Source organism: Desulfosporosinus nitroreducens (assembly GCF_023897015.1).
Lineage (GTDB): Bacteria > Bacillota > Desulfitobacteriia > Desulfitobacteriales > Desulfitobacteriaceae > Desulfosporosinus > Desulfosporosinus nitroreducens.
Map to the genome: position 1 here is coordinate 12,790 of NZ_JAMHFY010000007.1, position 16,916 is coordinate 29,705.

Here is a 16,916-nt window from a genome sequence, read left to right on the forward strand (position 1 = left end):
CACACGCTATTAAATCTTCTTAGCCTGCGCTATTGACTATACTTAACCAAGGATTGATGACCTTGCGGAACCGCCTAACGCGGTTCCTTTGTTTTTAATAATGAAGAACAATCCAGGATAAATAAGCTTAGAACGGAGATAAGGGAAGGTAGAAAGGAGAGATGTTCATGAGATTACTCATTGTTTCGAACAGGTTGCCGTTAAACGGGGTTCAACAGAACGGCAAACTCATCTTTGAGCAAAGCGCGGGGGGGCTTGTCTCTGGCTTGAGCGCCTATTTAGATTCCTTAAAAAGTACTTCGGCCCAAGACATAGAGTATATCTGGATAGGGTGGCCTGGAATCACTGTGCCTGACAAGATGCAACCCGAAGTAAAGAGCGTTTTAAGCGATCTCTGCGCGTCTCCCGTATTCTTATCCGAAGAAGCTATGGACAAATTTTATCTGGGTTTTTGCAACAAGATTATTTGGCCTTTGTTTCACTATTTCCCCACCTATACTGTTTATGACAAGGATTATTGGTTCCAATACCAAGACGTTAACAAGATCTTTAGAGATGCCGTGTTAGAGGTCATCAAGCCAGGGGATATCATCTGGGTGCACGATTACCACCTTATGCTCCTGCCAAGCTTGCTTCGGGAGAAACTTCCCCATACTCCCATTGGCTTTTTTCTGCATATTCCGTTTCCATCCTATGAACTCTATCGACTGTTGCCTGCTGCCTGGGGGAGTGAAATCCTGCGCGGGCTCTTAGGAGCTAATCTCATAGGCTTTCACACTCAGGAATATGCCCAGTACTTTTTACGGTCGACGCTTCGAATTTTAGGACATGAACATAAACTTGGGCAAATCCTATCCCAGGATCATGCTGTTAAAGTTGATGCCTTTCCCATGGGAATTGACTTTCAAAGATACCACTCAATTCCCTCTGGTTCAGAGTTCGGACATAACTTGAAGGAACTGGAGCAATTACTTCATGGCTTTAAGGCTATTCTTTCGGTGGACCGCTTGGACTACAGTAAAGGCATCAGCAATCGTCTCCAAGGCTACAAATTGTTTTTGGAGACTAATCCCCAGTGGTGTGAGCAAGTAGTACTGCTCATGATCGTAGTTCCTTCCCGCGTTGGAGTTGAACATTACCAGCAGATGAAACGACAGATTGATGAACTTGTGGGCGAGATAAATGGTCGCTTCGGCACTCTGAATTGGACCCCCATTATCTACCAATATAAGCATTTGCCGCTTGACTCTCTGCTGGCCATGTACCGACAAAGTGACGTCGCATTAATTACTCCCTTAAGAGATGGGATGAACCTAATTGCTAAAGAATATGTGGCTGCACGGACTGATCAAACTGGAGTACTTATTCTGAGCGAAATGGCAGGTGCCGCCAAAGAATTAGGAGAGGCTCTGATCATTAATCCCAACAACCTAGAAGCAATTTCTGGAGCATTACAACAAGCTTTAGCAATGCCTGAGACAGAGCAGAAAAAGCGCAACCAAGTCATGCAACATCGTCTTAAAGGGTATGATGTTGTGCGTTGGTCAGGTGACTTTATTCAGGAACTTTTGCAGGTCCAGAAAGATCAATTTTTCACCCTCCCCTTGGACCAGCACAAACAGGCCTTACTCACTGCTTTTCATCAGGCCGATAAACGCTTGTTGCTTCTAGACTATGACGGAACTCTGGTGCCATTTACAAACAATCCTGACCAAGCCAAGCCTGATCAGGAACTTTTGGATCTTCTAAAGGATTTAGCAAAAGCGGGTACGGAAGTTGTTATTATTAGTGGCAGGGATCGTGGAATCCTTGAAACTTGGCTGGGCTTTTTAAATATTACACTGGTGGGGGAGCATGGAGCATGGCTTAAAAGACGGGGAGAGCAGTGGAGTTTAAGCAAACCTCTAGTTAACTCCTGGAAACGCCAGCTCATGCCGATGCTCGAAATGTATACCGACAGACTCCCTGGTTCATTTATTGAAGAGAAGGAATTCTCTCTGGCTTGGCACTTCCGTCAAGCTAATTCGGAGCTTAGCGCCGCCTGCGCACGAGAACTCATGGACGAATTGGTGGCTTTCACTTCCAACGTAGATATTCATATACTACAAGGCAATAAAGTTATTGAAGTAAGAAATTCTGAGGTGACAAAAGGCTCAACTGGCCTCTCTCTTGCTCTGAAACAAGACTATGATTTTATTCTGGCTATCGGGGATGATACTACGGATGAGGACTTGTTTGCCATTCTAGCACTTGAGCATTCTTGGCCCGGGGTTTTGGCGCCTAAAAAGTTTACCATTCGGGTTGGCACAGACAAATCTCAAGCCAGCTACTTTCTGCCAAATTATGTGAAAGTGAGGAAAGTGCTTCAGGAACTGGCTGACATGGAATAAAGAACAATTGGAGGATTGGCCTTAATGCCTAAAAAAAAGTGGTGGAAAGAAAGTGTCGTTTACCAAATCTATCCCCGTAGCTTTAAAGACAGCAACGGGGACGGCACCGGAGACCTTAAGGGAATCATCTCCAAGCTTGATTACCTGCTGTACTTGGGGGTTAACGTGCTCTGGCTCTGCCCAGTTTATCATTCTCCCAATGTGGATAATGGGTATGATATCAGTGATTACAGGGGAATCATGGATGAAATGGGTACCATGGCTGACTGGGAGGAACTGCGGGATGGACTGCACAGCCGCGGCATGAAGTTAGTGATGGATCTAGTCGTCAATCACACTTCAGACCAACACCGTTGGTTTCAAGAGTCTCGCTCAAGCAAAGACAGCCCCTACCGCAGTTACTATATTTGGCGACCAGGCAAAGACGGCAAAGAGCCCAATAACTGGTCCTCAGAATTCGGCGGTTCCGCTTGGGAGTATGATGCCTTGACCGGAGAGTATTATTTGCACGTCTTTTCCAAAAATCAACCCGATCTTAATTGGGAAAATAAAACGGTACGTTATGAAATCTACGATATGATGAGGTGGTGGCTGGATAAGGGGGTTGATGGGTTTCGCATGGATGTGATCAACATGATCGCTAAACACCCTGACCTGCCTGATGCCCCATCCGTTGACAGCTCTCCTTATCAATGGGGAGGCCAGTTCTTTATTAACGGACCCCGCTTGCGGTATTACCTCAGAGAAATGTACGTTAAAGTTTTGTCTAAATACGATATTATGACCGTGGGGGAAACCCGTTGGGTCGACGCAGATATGGCGCGCATTTTTGTCGATGAGTACCGCCATGAACTGAATATGCTCTTTCACTTTGAGCTTTTAGAACTAGATTACGGACCCAGCGGCAAGTGGGAGAAAAAAGCCTGGGAACTTTCGGACTTTAAGCGCATCCTCAGTGACTGGCAAAAGAAACTCGCTGACAGCGGCTGGAACAGCCTCTTCCTCAGCAATCACGACCATCCCCGCATGGTTTCCCGTTTTGGCAATGATAGCACCTACAGAGTGGAGTCGGCAAAGATGCTCGCGACGTTGCTTCATACCCTCCAAGGGACACCTTACATATATCAAGGAGAAGAAATCGGCATGACCAATGTCCGTTTCCCATGTATTGAACATTATCGAGACATCGAAACTCTCAACATGTATGAAGAAGGTCTGAAGAATTCCAAAGACCTGAAGGAATTAACGGAAGTAATTTGTGAAAAGGGTCGGGACAACGCCCGCACCCCGATGCAGTGGAATGACAGTTCTCAAGCCGGCTTTACGGAAGGAACTCCTTGGATTAGTGTAAATCCTAATTATCAGGAAATCAATGTAGAGCAAGCCCAGCAAGATCAAAACTCTATCTTGCACTATTACCGCAAGCTTATCGACCTGCGCCGCCGATATCCCCTCTTGGTGTACGGGGATTATCGGCTGATTTTGCATAAACATACCCAAATTTATTCTTATCTGCGTCATTGGGAAGAAGAAACTCTCTTGGTTATTCTGAATTTCTTTGAGGAGAGTGCCGTTTTTACCCTTCCGGAAAGAGTCACCTTTAAAACTGGCAGACTGCTGATTGCCAATTACTCAGACATTAACGAAAAAATTGTTGCGGAAGACCTTAATGAACTCTCCCTGCGCCCATACGAAGCGCGTGTATATTTGCTTGATTAGCAATACAGTCCTAAAACTGAGAAACATCGATTGTTCGGGGGAAGTTGAGTCCATAGGAAGGAAGGATGTATGAGTTTTGCTAAAGCAAGTTTTAACACAACTAGAGAATGAATTATCAATCTCTCAGACTCAGATCTTAACGATTGCCGCCCTTTTTCAGGCGCACATGGAGCAAGGGTTAAGTGGACGTGTAAGCTCGCTTAAGATGTTTCCTTCTTATCTTCCGGCTCCGAGCGGCTCCGAGACAGGGACCTTTCTGGCGTTTGATTTTGGGGGTTCGAATCTTCGGGCTGCTGTCGTCAAGCTTAAGGGAGAGGGAAATTATCAGGAGCAGTACAGACTAGCCCGGCCTTTGTCAGAACCCGAGTCTGGACGGGATTACCGTTCTTCAACTGTGACTGCTGAAGAGCTCTTTGATTTCCTGGCAGGGATCATTCAAGAAGTGCTTAATAACTCTCCTGAGAATCTCAAGCTCAGTTCTAGCACGTCCGAGCTGATCAGCTTGGGTTTTGCGTTTTCTTTTCCCTATCGCCAACAAAAGTTAGAGGAAGGAGTTCTCCTCAACTGGAACAAAGAAGTTAAGACTTCCGGGGTGGTCGGAGAAGACGTCGGCAAATTGCTCTCTGCAGCTCTTATGCGCCGGGGACTTGGCAATGTCGTTAGACCTGCTGCCATTATCAACGACACTGTGGCCAATTTTTTAACCGCCGCCTATCAAGACCCAACCGTAGACATCGCCTCGATCGTTGGCACAGGGCACAACACCTGCTACCTGGAACCAAAAGCTCCAGGCTTTCCCACTCATATCATTATTAACACCGAGTCCGGAAATTTCTCTGCCGCTCCAGAAACCACCTATGATCAAATCCTAGATCAGCTAAGCGATAACCCAGGGGAGCAAAAATTTGAAAAAAAGCTCTCCGGCAAATATCTCGGAGAGCTTTTTCGTCAGATTGTCCTAGATTTTTCTCAGCGGGGGCTGCTTGGCAGACTTAATAACCCACCTGCCCCAGCCGACTGGAACCAACCCTATTCCATAAGCGGCAAAGACCTGGCTTTAATTTGTCTGAATGAGGATTCTCACTCACGCCTTGTGCCAAAAGAAATGGATTTCGCTCTAAAATACATCATTAATCTACTTATAAAACGTTCATCCCGGCTGGTGGCGGCTAGCTTGATCGGGATTGTTCGACATCTAGACCCACACCTCAACCATCATCACAGTGTAGCAATTGATGGCTCCATGTATAAAGGGATGCCTGGCTATGCACAGGAGCTGACGACTGCTTTAAGCGAAGCATTAGAGAGCAAAGCCAGTCAGGTCACCGTTAAATTGTCTGCTGGAGGCTCCCTTACCGGTGCAGCCATTGCCGCAGCTTTAGCAAAGCAAATCAAATAGTCACGGCAATAAAGCCCTACTTCATTTCTATGTCTATTTTCATCATTCGCTTAAAACATAAGAATTTTCTTTCTTAATTATATAATCATACCAAACCTGTAAAATATCTTGTATGCTGATCTTTCTCCAAAAAGAGCATGTTGTTATCTTTAGAAGGTAACACATGCTCTTTTTTTACATAACATAACTTAACAGCTTAGCCAAATCCCAAGATAGAGCTTTGCCAAAAATGATTGGAAATTGGCGATAAAGGCATGTTTATATAAGCAGAGACTCGGCCTTTACCCAGACGGCCGAGTCTCTGCTTATGACAATTATCGAATTGCATTAAGCTGACCACTTATTTATCTATTCCTTAATAAATATATAATATTATATTTACACATAAATAATATAATGACTTTATGTGTAAATATGGAATAGCAATTCGTATTTCAGTGCCCCTTGATAATTCGTTCATTTTGAAAGGAGATTATTAATGTACAGTCTGACATACGGAGAAGTATCTTTTAAGGAAATGGTTTCAATTATCAAAGCTTATTCGGCTCAGGACCCACATATGGAATTTGTAATTGCTGTGGGAACGGATAGCCAAAACTCGAACATTACGAAGGTACCTGTTACAGTAGGTATCCATAAAATAACAAACAAGGTCGGAAAAGGTGGCATTTATTTTTATGAAATTATTGAAATCAAAAAAATCAATAACATACGACAAAAGATATTTTATGAAACAAATATGAGCATTGAGTTAGCTCTTAAATTGAGCCAAACCTTTGAGGAAAGTAATATTCCACACGAAATCGAAGTTCACGTTGATGTCGGATACAATGGTCCGACTTCTCAGTACGTTGCGGAAATTAAAGGATGGGTTAAAGCTTGTGGCTTTCAATGTGTGGTTAAACCGGACTCTTATATGGCTTCAAGCGTTGCAAACAGGTTATCGAAGTGACTAATATAGTTATGCTTCAAATTTATCTCTAAGGCCTTGCGGCAGGTATTCAACAGCTTCTTCCCATATTAATGGCGAACGGAAGGCTGCAACTAACAGTTTTCCACAACGGGATCTGGTATCGTCTTTTCTTCGAATCAGAAGCCCTCCGCCGCGTTGTTCCAGAAAAACCCTGGCTGCTGCAACATCCCATTCATGAACATTTGAAGAAATAAACAGATCGTATTCTCCATTGGCAACCTTGCATAACTCAAGGGATGCACAACCCAAATATCTGTACGCCTGCACCGTGGACAACATTCCCAAAACATCCATACCCATACCCACAAAATCTCTCATAGTTCTCAAACTAATGCCAACAACTGCTTTGTTTAACCTCTCCTGCCGATCAGGCAAGATATCTAAGCGATACCCATTCATTATTGCCCCTTCACCGTGCCCTGCAGCGAACATAACCCCGTTAGCTACATCAAAGACCAGGCCAAAAATCGGCTTTTCGCCTAAGTACAGGGCTAGTGATATGGCGTAATCCTTGCCAAAACGGTAATAATTGATGGTGCCGTCGATGGGATCGATTACCCAGGTATAACCGCTAAGATCCGAAATGGCCCAGGTCTGGCATTCCTCTGCTAATATTCCATGCCCAGGGTACTTTTCCAGGATAGCCTTTACTAATAGTTTCTCAATAAGTAAATCATGTTCCGTAACAAGGTCCATCTGGGATGTTTTTTCCCTCACTTTAATTACCGAACGTTTATGTTCTTGTTTCAATTTAGTCCCAGCAGAATGTATTAAAATGTTAGCAAAGTCATACATTTCTCTTTCTTCAACGTTCATAAAACTTAACCCTTTCTGGACTGATATTTGCAGGCCATCACTTATTTTTCCTGGATAACAATTCGTTGATACATTCTTTATCCAGTTCAGGGCATCCCAATTCAACCGGTTTCTCCCCATAAAAGCCATGAAAGTCCGACCCGCCTGTTATGATCAGATTGTGTTTTTGGGCATAGCGCAAGGACGTTTGCCGGTCCTCTTCATTATGACTGGGATGATATAATTCAATTCCTTCCAGTCCTAACTCCACCCAATCATCAATCGCATCAAAATTCCTAAGCTGGCCCGGATGAGCAAGAACGGCTATCCCTCCAGCCTCTCTGACAGTCCGAATCGCCGTCTGAGCGTCAACGTATTCCAGCTTAATGTAGGCAATTCCTTGAGGCTCAGAAGTGCCCCCTCTTTGAAAAAGCTTTTTGTACAGATCACCATAAATGCTCTCGCAATAGCCTTTTTCCAGTAAAGCATGCATTATATGCTGTTTATAGACACCGGTTCCCCCTTCATACTTCTGAACAGCCTCCCAAGATATATCATACCCAGCATCCATAACCTTTCTCACCATATCATGAGACGCCTGGTTTCTGCTTTGGATGAGAGATGTGCAAAGCAGGTCCAGAGCAGGATGCCCGGGTTCAATATACATGCCAAGTATATGCGCTCTCTTATTTCTCTGATAATCATAGGCAGATATCTCTATCCCCGGTACGATGCCTACCCCTATTTCCTGTCCAAGAGATACCGCTTCCTGTAAACCTTTAGTGGTATCATGATCCGTAATGGCAAGATGTGTAATTCCCTTTTTCTTGGCAAGTCTAATAACTTCATCAGTGCTGAGGGAGTTATCCGAGATTTTTGTGTGTACGTGTAAATCAATCATTTTTACCAACCTCAATCATAAAACTGATTCCATGCTGCCGGAAACCAAGTTGCTCATAAAACTTATGAGCTTCTATCCTTTTTTTGTTACTGGAGAGCATAAGCTTGTAGCAGTTTTCCTCTTTTGCCTTTTCCATGACGAATTGCATCAGTTTGCTTCCAATGCGCGTCCTCTATACTCCTGACTTACGATCATGCTTTCTGCAAGAGCGAGTTTTGCACCCTTATGCCCTAAATTGTCAATGATGATCAGACTGCAGGTTGCAATAATTCGTCGGTTTTCTTCAACAACGTAAACTTCATAGTACGGATATTTAACCATTTCCCGCCATATTGCCTGAGCCTCACCGGAACTTATCCCGTCTTCTCCATCCATCCCTTTTAGAAGCTCTCTTACATCTGGCAGATCAGACTCCATGGCCTGTCTGATCAACATACAATGTCAACTCTTTCCGTGTTATTTAATACCTGGGAGTCCGCTTGAAAAATAATATTCCCACCTACCAAGGTTTTCCGAAGTATGGGATAATCCTGATGCATTTCAACAATCAGCAGATCAGCCGATTTTCCCACTTCTACAGTTCCGACGTCATTATCAATCCCCAATGCTTGAGCAGGGTTCAAGGTCACCATTTTAACTGCTTCAGTGAAATTAATCCCTTCCTTGACCAGACGAAAAACTGCTGGCAGCATAGCACTCGGGAGATAGTCAGAACACACAATATTTGCTGCATTGTTTAAAATAGCATCGATCGCTCTCATGTTATTGCTGTGAGACTTACCGCGGATAATATTGGGAGCACCCACGCAGACATTAATTCCTTGGGATCTGGCGTAGACGGCAGTATCAAGATTGATAGGAAACTCACTGACTGTCCCTCCACACGCAAGCAGAGTATCGATTTTCCCTCTTGTATCATCGTCATGAAAGGCCAATTTAATCCCTTGATTTTTGGCTATTTTGGCCAAACTAACAAGTTTAAACCAATCAATCTTGGCCCGGCACTCGAAGGTCTTGTCTAGAAAGTCATCAACTTCCTGCTCTTTTTTGCCATGCTGTTGTATGGTAAAGTTTTTAAGCGCTTGGGCATCTTTAAACTGGCCCTGACCTGGAGTATGGTCCATATAGGATATCAAATCTATGCTCTTATCCTTAATAAGGCCTTCCAGGGTACTAACTCCCGCTAGAAAGGTCAGCTCATATCTGAGATGTATTTTATGATTGATCATTGGACGAGTTTGTTTGAGCTTGTTAATGGTATTGATAACCTCGATAACCATGTCAACGTTTCGTACTCCCCATTCGTCACTCATGGTAAGAGAATGGTACATTGTTGTAATACCGCTGACGGCAAGCTTTTTTTCCAACTCGTAGAAGGCCATATTGATAGGAAATAAGGTATTTGGCCTTGGTTGTATCTCTTTTTCGATTGAATCACTGTGCAGATCTATCATTCCAGGCATAACATAACAACCTTCAACATCAAGCATCGTAATATCTGAATAACAATTAATTCTCGGAAAATCGTTTTCTGCCACCTCTGAAATTCTATTACCCTCAATAAGGATATACCCTTTAACGACTTTCTCAGGCAAAACAATCTGTGCGTTATAAATGCATATTCTTTTTGTTCTCATCTGTTTATTCTCCTTGCGTTACAATGATATATCTACTCTATTACCATTCCGTGCTAGTGAACTCGTTCACTAAAGATGAAGATTAGATTAAATACTTTTTTGCAGCTTCCCCTTAATATTCGTAGAAAACACCTCAAGAACAATCGCAATGGCTATAATGAGATAGGTGATAAAACCGACTTCCCTCAGATCGAAATAAAAACCGCCGGCCATGAACAGATCAAAGCCAATTCCCCCTGCTCCGGCTGCCGCACCCATGGCAACGGCATTAGCAAAATTGATTTCAAATCTCAAAAAAGTCCAAGAAAGCAAATAGGTAACTGAAGAAGGGATAACCGCCTGAAAAACAATCTGCCACCAGTTGGCACCGCTGGCCATCAGCGCTTCGATAACACTTCTGTCCAAGTCTTCAAACGACTCGGAATAAGCCTTCGTTAAATAGCTGATTGAATGAAAGCTCATGCCGATAATCGCGGCAGCACTGCCCAGCCCGGCAGCCACTGCAAAAATCAAAACCCATAAAATTGTTGGCACTGCTCGGATGATAGCGACAAAGCCTTTAATAAGATTGGTAACTTGCTTGGGAGCCAAATTCTGGGCGGCCAGCAGTCCCAATAACAAAGCGACAATTCCACCGATCAAGGTTGTTAAGAAGGCCAGCCCTAAAGTCACCACAACATTGTAGAAAGCTTCTCCTAAAGTAAAACGCTGAGCATAGGGGTTCAGAAGCATCGTCTTAAAATTGACGAAGGTATCGGTAAAACCCTTGAGAACATCAATACTCTGATAATCAAGCGTTGAGAAAAAATAGATAGTCAATACTGTTAAAAACAGTATTACTGTCCGCATGGCGATAGACGCCCTATCCAGGAGTTTGATTGGGCCAAAGTTTATAGTATCTTTAGTTAGGAACAATTCTTTAAAGGAGGTATGTCTATCTTCATAACTGCTTAATTGCTCACAAATGTTATTTGTTTCTTGAACGATTAATTCTTTAAATTGCATCACAAAATCACCCTCCTGACATTATTTGATACAAGTTCAATGACAATAACGGTAATCACGATCAATAACACAACTAGGCTGGCTGCATGGTAATCAAACCTTTTGTAATACAAATCAAAGGAGAACCCGATACCCGTTCCGGTTAGAACTCCAACCAGGGTAGCGTCACGGATATTGGTTTCAATCATGTACAATAACCAACTGATCATTTGCGGCATGCTGGCTGGCAGTACTGCCTGAAAAATTATATGAAAATAACTGGCCCCAGTCGCTTGCAAAGCTTCAATCGAGTTATTTCCCACTTCATCAATCGTTTCCATAAAGGCACGTGTCAGAAACCCTAGAGAACCAAAAAATATGGCGAGGTAACCCGTCAGTGGGCTTTGGCTAAACGAAATCATCAAAACCATAGCCCAAGCAACAATGGGTATATTCCGAAAGAGAGAGGCTATTCCCCTACTTACAATACTAAATATACGGTTAATTCTTGTCGTCTGGGAGCCTGCCAAGGATAAGACTAAGGCAAGAACTGCTGCTACAGTTGTTGCCGCAATGGACATCAACACTGTTTCCTGCAATTTGGGAAATATCTCGGGCAGTATCCTTAATGACTCGGCATCAGGATAGAAATTGCTTCCTCCCCAGATTACTGCCTTGGTGATGCTGGTAAAGCCTTTTATCACATCATATTCAGTGATAATAATCGAACCAACTGAAAGAATCAATAATGCTAAAAAGAATACAAGATTGCCATTTCTTCGTTTAGTAAAAATATCATCCCGCATGTCTTTCTCCTAGTTCGAAAATCAAATCTTCGGACTCTGAACCATAAATATCCCGAATCTGTCGAGTTGTTAGATCACATGGTGCTCCGTCAAACACAACTTTCCCCCTGTTAACACCGATAATTCGATCCGAATACTTCAGGGCTACTTCAACTTGGTGCAAATTGACAATGATTGTTATCCCCATCTCCTTAGAAATATTTCTTAAGTGATCCATAATTATTTTCGAAGCATTGGGATCCAACGAAGCAATCGGCTCATCGCATAAAATTATTTTTGGATTTTGCACCAATGCTCTAGCAATGCCAACCCGTTGTTTTTGGCCGCCGCTTAACTGGTCACACCTCTTATATATTTGCTCATTCAGGCCCAAAATCTCAATAATTCGGTAAGCCTGGCTTTTTTCCTCTTGGTTGTATCTGCCTAAGACCCCCGCCAGGGTCGATTTATAGCCAAGCCTGCCGTGAAGGACGTTCTCGATAACTGTCAAGCGGTCAACCAGATTATAATGCTGAAAGATCATACCGATCTTTGTTCTTAGCTTTCTTAACTTTTTCTTGCTCAAACTTGAAGAAATTACGCCGTCAACAGAGATTTCTCCGCTGCTTGCTTCAACCATCCTGTTAATACAGCGCAGAAGTGTCGACTTACCTGCTCCAGAAGGACCAATGATAGAAACAAACTCGCCTTTATCGACAGAGAAACTAACATTATCTAAAGCACAACATTCATTGTTATAGTTTTTTGTGACATTTTTTAATTCTAATAACGCCAATACTACACTTCCTTTCTCTTATTAAATTAAAAGAGAGGGTCAAAACAACCTTGCCATTATCTCATCATGGTTATGGTTGTTTTCAATCCCCTCCAGTGAACTCGTTCTACTATTATAAACCTATCCTAAAATAGTCTCTCGGATCCTATTGGTTATTTACTCAGTTCTCTAATCGGGTTATACCAACCATCTTCAGTGGTAAGAAAACGCTGCGGTGCTTTAAACATCCCTTTATATTTAGAATCCTTTGGTAAGAAAATCTTTTCATTCTTGGTAACCTCATCGGAGGTAAGCGCTTGAGTGATTGCGTCAATAGTTTTCTGGCTTAAAGCTCCGGTATTGACAGCGATTGGTGCATTAATGACTGGGGTGGATTTGATGACTACGAATTGCGTACCAGCCAGTTTGCTGAACGGATCAACAGCGTCCTTCTTGACCGTGTAGACAGCTCCCGGAGTATTGTCTGTTCCTGAAGTGAGATCCACATAGTTGACTACATCAAAATCATCGACGGCTGAGACATCCGATTTATCCGTGAGCAAGTTCACCAAAGAAAGCTGGTGAGAACCCCCAAAAATCACTTGACTGAAAAATTTATCACTGCCCCCTTGCAGCAGATCTTCTGCCTTCAGGTCCTTCCATTTGTCTTGCTTGGAGAAATAGGAAACGATTCCTGCTGAAGGCACCTTAAATCCAGAGGTTGAACTTGTTGATACGAAAGAGAACTTTTTCCCTGCTATGTTATCAATGACATAGTCTGAGCCGGATTTATATTGATCTTCATTGCCTTTTTTAACGAGTAACCGACTATAATACATGGCATCTTTCAAGGTTCCTGAGTCTCCGCTGTTGACCACGAGGGGAAGAACCTTAGGATTCTTTTTGTGAGCTTCCACATAAGATTCCCCGCCAACAAAGGCAAGTTGGGCATTGCCACTGGCCAGGGCTTCAACGGTAATAGCGTAATCTGTCGTTAATTTGTCTACCACTTTTATACCAGTGGCCTTTTCAATGACCTTGCAGATTTCAGCCCGAGCATCTTTGAAATCATCGGAAGCATTATTCGGTAACCAGGCAAAGGTGATGACTTCGGGGTCTTTGACATCCGTACCGGAATTCGACGAAGAATTTGCAGATCCACACCCTGTTATAAGAGACAAAATTAAGATGATAACAAGTGCAAGTAATGTAACTTTTTTCACGTTTATTCTCCTCTCATTTTCGGAGTTGAAACCTACCGAAGCAAGTTTCCTAATCCGATACCTTGAATTAACCATTTCTCTAACTACTCTTTAATTTTACCTGACCATAGTTAAGCCCCCATTATGAAACTGTAAGATTTAAGTTAAAGTTCAAGATCAGCCAGTTTCCCATCACGCATTGTGTATTCTCGCGTACAGAGGTTTTCCATGAATTCAATATCATGGAATATCCCGATCATAGTAGTGCCTTCTCTTTTCAATTGCTCGATAAGTTCTCTTACTTTCAATTTGGAGGCAGGATCCAAACTGGCAGTTGGTTCATCCAGCAGTAACAACTTTGGACGCTTTACCATCGCTCTGGCAATATTCAAACGCAGCTTTTCCCCTCCAGAGAAGGTACCGGGATAACAATCCCATAATTCTTGATCCAACTCAAAATGTTCTAACATCTTAACTGCTTCCAATTCTGCCCGTTCTTCCTCATACCCCATCTCCAAAACCGCTTGTTTCACAAGTTCCCTCGCGGTTGTCCTAGGCATAATGTTTAAGAATTGCGATACGTAGCCGATCTCATATTTCCTTAGATAAATCATCTGCCGCTCCGATAATTCTGCCAAGTTAATAAGTCCAAACTTTTTGGAGTGATACCATATACACCCTTGCTGTGGCGCGTACGTACGATAAATACACTTAAATACCGTTGATTTTCCACTGCCGCTTTTCCCAGTGATACCGACAAATTCGCCCTCTTTTAAATCAATACAAACATCGTGCAATGCCTCAATCTGCTTGTTCAAATTATGGATAACAAACGTTTTGGATAAATGCTCAATTGCCAGTATCTTTTCCATTCAATCACCCCCCGCATTAAAATACTTATCTGTGAATTCCTTAATGGGCAGGCAAAAATCATCCAGCCTTTCTTTAATAATTTCATACGACCAATCCCACCACTTGATTTCTTCAAGCTTTCGGACGCAATCCTCAGTAAATCGTTGCTTAATAGGTTTGGCAGGCACTCCTGCCACTACCCGATAGGGGGCAACATCTTTAGTCACGAGCGCGCCACTGCCCACTACTGCCCCGTTGCCAATCGTTACACCGGGCATGATAATCGCCCCATGTCCAATCCAAGTATCATGGCCGATCTTAATTTTTTGCTCCATTCGCCACTGGAAAAACGATTCATCGTCCAATTCAGCCAAGTCATACTTCATCCGCCGATAAGTGAAGTGGTGCAAGGAAGGCCTTTCTAGAGGATGAAAGACTGGACCAATCCGCACCATGTCCGCAATGTTGGAAAACTTGCCCACATCAACATTTTGCAATGTACAAAAACGACCTGTATAGGAAAAGTCATTTAACTTAACATTTTCAAGAACATTATAAATCCCGATCTCTGCATATTTACCTAACTCAGCATTGGACACTTGACAGTTCTCATTAATAAGTGGTTCTATTCCCAGCTTTTTACTCATTTCCACGCTCCTTTTCGCACTTAATCAGTATAAAGATGACACTTCAGATGGGCTCCAACGTCCATAGCAGTTCAGTAGAACTTACCAATCGCCTGTATGATAATCACCTTTACCGTCCATAGGCTTCCTACAACAGGGACTGTACTAAGTGCTGAGTATAGCCATGCTGGGGATCTTCAAGAATCTGATCTGTCAAACCCTGTTCAATAATTCTTCCATCCAACATAACCATGGTTCGATCCGCCAGCATTCTAATAACACCTAGGTCATGAGATACAATGACCACAGTGATCTGTAGCTCCCTTTGGATGGTCTTGATTAAGTCAAGCACACTGGCTTGAACAGACAAGTCCAGCCCTGTGGTAACTTCATCAAGTAAGAGAAGGGGTGGATTGTTAGATAACGCTTTGGCAATTTGCACCCTCTGCTGCATTCCCCCGGAGAAGTTCTTAGGCGCTTCTTTTATGCGATATATTGGTATGTTTACGTGCTCCAACAATTCTTTCCCCCGGGCTTCCATCTTGCCGACATGTCTGTTTCCAGCCGCAATCAATTTTTCAGCGATATTGCCAATGGATGTAAAGTTTATTCTTAAACCCAAAAGGGGATTCTGATAAACTTTTCCCATTATATGGTTTCTAATGTATCGTTTCTGTTGGGACGATTCTGCAAATACATCCGTTTTTCCATCCTTGTAGGAACTGATATAGGCTTCTCCGCTGCTTACCTCTTGATCAAAATAGAGACACTGCATCAAGGTTGATTTTCCGCTGCCGCTTTCCCCGACTACGCCCAAGATTTCCCCGGCATACACCTCGAAGGTGATATCATGGCAGGCATAGACCGTACCGCAGACAGGACAATAATTCTTCTTCAAGCTGTCCTCATTTAAATCTTTGCAGCTCGGACACCCCTTGCCAAATTGTTTATTAAGGTTGCTTACGGACAAAACAGGCTGTTCAAACTCTGTCATTATAAATCCCTCGTCCTGCTGATTCTTGATTTAATCTTTGCAAACAATAGCTGGTATCATTACATTGATAAAAGGTTTCACCCGTTAAATCATCCAGCATTTCATCCAAAAATACCCCCTTGGCGCCGCATATTCCACAGTATTTATTTTTAAAACTTTCGACTTCAAAAGAAAAGTCTTCAAAGGCGAGGGATTCAACTCGGGTATACGGAGGCACTGCATAGACCTTCTTTTCACGACCTGCACCCAGCAGAATCAACGCTTTCGAATGATTCAACTTAGGATTATCAAATCTCGGGATAGGGCTGGGGGCCATAACATACCTGTCATGAACCATAGCTGGATGATCTGCCCCTGTTGACATAGTTCCGTAATTCATAATTTGCTCAAATAGCATGAGCCAAGCACCGCTGTACTCCTGTTCCGCATGAAGTTTTTTGGTTTCCAATTCACTCGGCTCATAATATCTCAGGGGTTCTGGCAAAGGCACTTGAAGAACCAGGATTTGACCTGATTGAAGGGGTATTTCCGGAATTCTGTGTCTCGATTGAATAATGGTTGCTTCGCTCGCTTCGTCCGTTACTTTGATACCCGTAGTTTTAGTGATAAGTTTTTTAATATTGACGGCATTCACTGACTCATCTGAGCCTTGGTCAATTACTTTCAAAATGTCTTTCTTCCCAACTAGAGAGAGGGTTAGCTGGAGCCCCCCTGTTCCCCACCCCCTGGCAATCGGCATTTCTCTGGAAGCGAACGGTACCTGGTACCCCGGAATAGCAACTGCTTTCAAGGTTGCTCTTCTAATCTCTCGTTTAGACCCCTCATCGAAAAAGGCAAAATTGTACTCGATTCTCATATCTTCATCTCCTCAAGGTTTTCACTGT

Annotated in this window: 17 protein-coding genes; 4 read left to right on the plus strand and 13 right to left on the minus strand. The window is 43.1% G+C overall.

Annotated elements, in window-relative coordinates:
• The first annotated feature begins 167 nt into the window (after nucleotides 1–167).
• The 4 genes from M8E35_RS09735 (at nucleotide 168) to M8E35_RS09750 (ending at nucleotide 6,460) form a co-directional block, all read left to right on the plus strand.
• The gene (locus M8E35_RS09735) at nucleotides 168–2,390 is read left to right on the plus strand and encodes a bifunctional alpha,alpha-trehalose-phosphate synthase (UDP-forming)/trehalose-phosphatase (protein ID WP_252468662.1); all 2,223 of its coding nucleotides are present in this window, start codon (nucleotides 168–170) and stop codon (nucleotides 2,388–2,390) included.
• 24 nt (nucleotides 2,391–2,414) lie between these two features.
• Nucleotides 2,415–4,109, plus strand: a complete 1,695-nt coding sequence (locus tag M8E35_RS09740) for a glycoside hydrolase family 13 protein (RefSeq protein WP_252468663.1) — start codon at nucleotides 2,415–2,417, stop codon at nucleotides 4,107–4,109.
• 76 nt (nucleotides 4,110–4,185) lie between these two features.
• Nucleotides 4,186–5,508 (plus strand): hexokinase family protein, encoded by a 1,323-nt coding sequence (locus tag M8E35_RS09745; protein WP_252468664.1) that lies wholly within the window; start codon nucleotides 4,186–4,188, stop codon nucleotides 5,506–5,508.
• Nucleotides 5,509–5,986: 478 nt separating this feature from the next.
• Entirely contained in the window at nucleotides 5,987–6,460 is a 474-nt protein-coding gene (locus tag M8E35_RS09750) for a ribonuclease H-like YkuK family protein (protein WP_252468665.1), read from the plus strand.
• Nucleotides 6,461–6,469: 9 nt separating this feature from the next.
• Here M8E35_RS09750 and M8E35_RS09755 read toward each other — a convergent pair whose 3' ends face one another.
• The 13 genes from M8E35_RS09755 to M8E35_RS09815 all read right to left on the minus strand — a co-directional run bounded on the left by M8E35_RS09755 (nucleotide 6,470) and on the right by M8E35_RS09815 (nucleotide 16,888).
• The gene (locus M8E35_RS09755; RefSeq protein WP_252468666.1) at nucleotides 6,470–7,297 is read right to left on the minus strand and encodes an inositol monophosphatase family protein; all 828 of its coding nucleotides are present in this window, start codon (nucleotides 7,295–7,297) and stop codon (nucleotides 6,470–6,472) included.
• Between the two features lie 37 nt (nucleotides 7,298–7,334).
• Complete coding sequence (locus M8E35_RS09760) at nucleotides 7,335–8,177, minus strand: PHP domain-containing protein (protein ID WP_252468667.1); 843 nt, start codon at nucleotides 8,175–8,177, stop codon at nucleotides 7,335–7,337.
• Entirely contained in the window at nucleotides 8,170–8,325 is a 156-nt protein-coding gene (locus tag M8E35_RS09765) for a GNAT family N-acetyltransferase (RefSeq protein WP_252468668.1), read from the minus strand. The genes M8E35_RS09760 and M8E35_RS09765 overlap by 8 nt, the downstream gene beginning before the upstream one ends.
• The gene (locus tag M8E35_RS09770) at nucleotides 8,325–8,612 is read right to left on the minus strand and encodes a GNAT family N-acetyltransferase (RefSeq protein WP_252468669.1); all 288 of its coding nucleotides are present in this window, start codon (nucleotides 8,610–8,612) and stop codon (nucleotides 8,325–8,327) included. Before M8E35_RS09770 ends, M8E35_RS09765 begins: the two co-directional genes overlap by 1 nt.
• The gene (locus tag M8E35_RS09775; RefSeq protein WP_252468670.1) at nucleotides 8,606–9,814 is read right to left on the minus strand and encodes an alpha-D-ribose 1-methylphosphonate 5-triphosphate diphosphatase; all 1,209 of its coding nucleotides are present in this window, start codon (nucleotides 9,812–9,814) and stop codon (nucleotides 8,606–8,608) included. Before M8E35_RS09775 ends, M8E35_RS09770 begins: the two co-directional genes overlap by 7 nt.
• Before the next feature lie 87 nt (nucleotides 9,815–9,901).
• Nucleotides 9,902–10,819 (minus strand): PhnE/PtxC family ABC transporter permease, encoded by a 918-nt coding sequence (locus tag M8E35_RS09780; protein WP_252468830.1) that lies wholly within the window; start codon nucleotides 10,817–10,819, stop codon nucleotides 9,902–9,904.
• On the minus strand, nucleotides 10,819–11,604 hold the full coding sequence (locus M8E35_RS09785; protein WP_252468672.1) for a PhnE/PtxC family ABC transporter permease: 786 nt from the start codon (nucleotides 11,602–11,604) through the stop codon (nucleotides 10,819–10,821). Before M8E35_RS09785 ends, M8E35_RS09780 begins: the two co-directional genes overlap by 1 nt.
• The gene (gene phnC, locus M8E35_RS09790) at nucleotides 11,594–12,379 is read right to left on the minus strand and encodes a phosphonate ABC transporter ATP-binding protein (protein ID WP_252468674.1); all 786 of its coding nucleotides are present in this window, start codon (nucleotides 12,377–12,379) and stop codon (nucleotides 11,594–11,596) included. The genes M8E35_RS09785 and phnC overlap by 11 nt, the downstream gene beginning before the upstream one ends.
• A 152-nt stretch (nucleotides 12,380–12,531) precedes the next feature.
• Nucleotides 12,532–13,581 (minus strand): PhnD/SsuA/transferrin family substrate-binding protein, encoded by a 1,050-nt coding sequence (locus tag M8E35_RS09795; protein ID WP_252468675.1) that lies wholly within the window; start codon nucleotides 13,579–13,581, stop codon nucleotides 12,532–12,534.
• Nucleotides 13,582–13,724: 143 nt separating this feature from the next.
• On the minus strand, nucleotides 13,725–14,432 hold the full coding sequence (locus M8E35_RS09800; RefSeq protein ID WP_252468676.1) for a phosphonate C-P lyase system protein PhnL: 708 nt from the start codon (nucleotides 14,430–14,432) through the stop codon (nucleotides 13,725–13,727).
• Nucleotides 14,433–15,059 carry a DapH/DapD/GlmU-related protein gene (locus M8E35_RS09805; RefSeq protein WP_252468677.1) on the minus strand — a complete coding sequence of 209 codons (627 nt, stop codon included), beginning with the start codon at nucleotides 15,057–15,059 and terminating at the stop codon, nucleotides 14,433–14,435.
• A 127-nt stretch (nucleotides 15,060–15,186) separates the two neighbouring features.
• Nucleotides 15,187–16,032: an ATP-binding cassette domain-containing protein gene (locus M8E35_RS09810; RefSeq protein WP_252468678.1), complete on the minus strand. Its 846-nt coding sequence runs from the start codon at nucleotides 16,030–16,032 to the stop codon at nucleotides 15,187–15,189.
• Complete coding sequence (locus M8E35_RS09815) at nucleotides 16,019–16,888, minus strand: alpha-D-ribose 1-methylphosphonate 5-phosphate C-P-lyase PhnJ (RefSeq protein WP_252468679.1); 870 nt, start codon at nucleotides 16,886–16,888, stop codon at nucleotides 16,019–16,021. Before M8E35_RS09815 ends, M8E35_RS09810 begins: the two co-directional genes overlap by 14 nt.
• Between the last annotated feature and the right edge of the window lie 28 nt (nucleotides 16,889–16,916).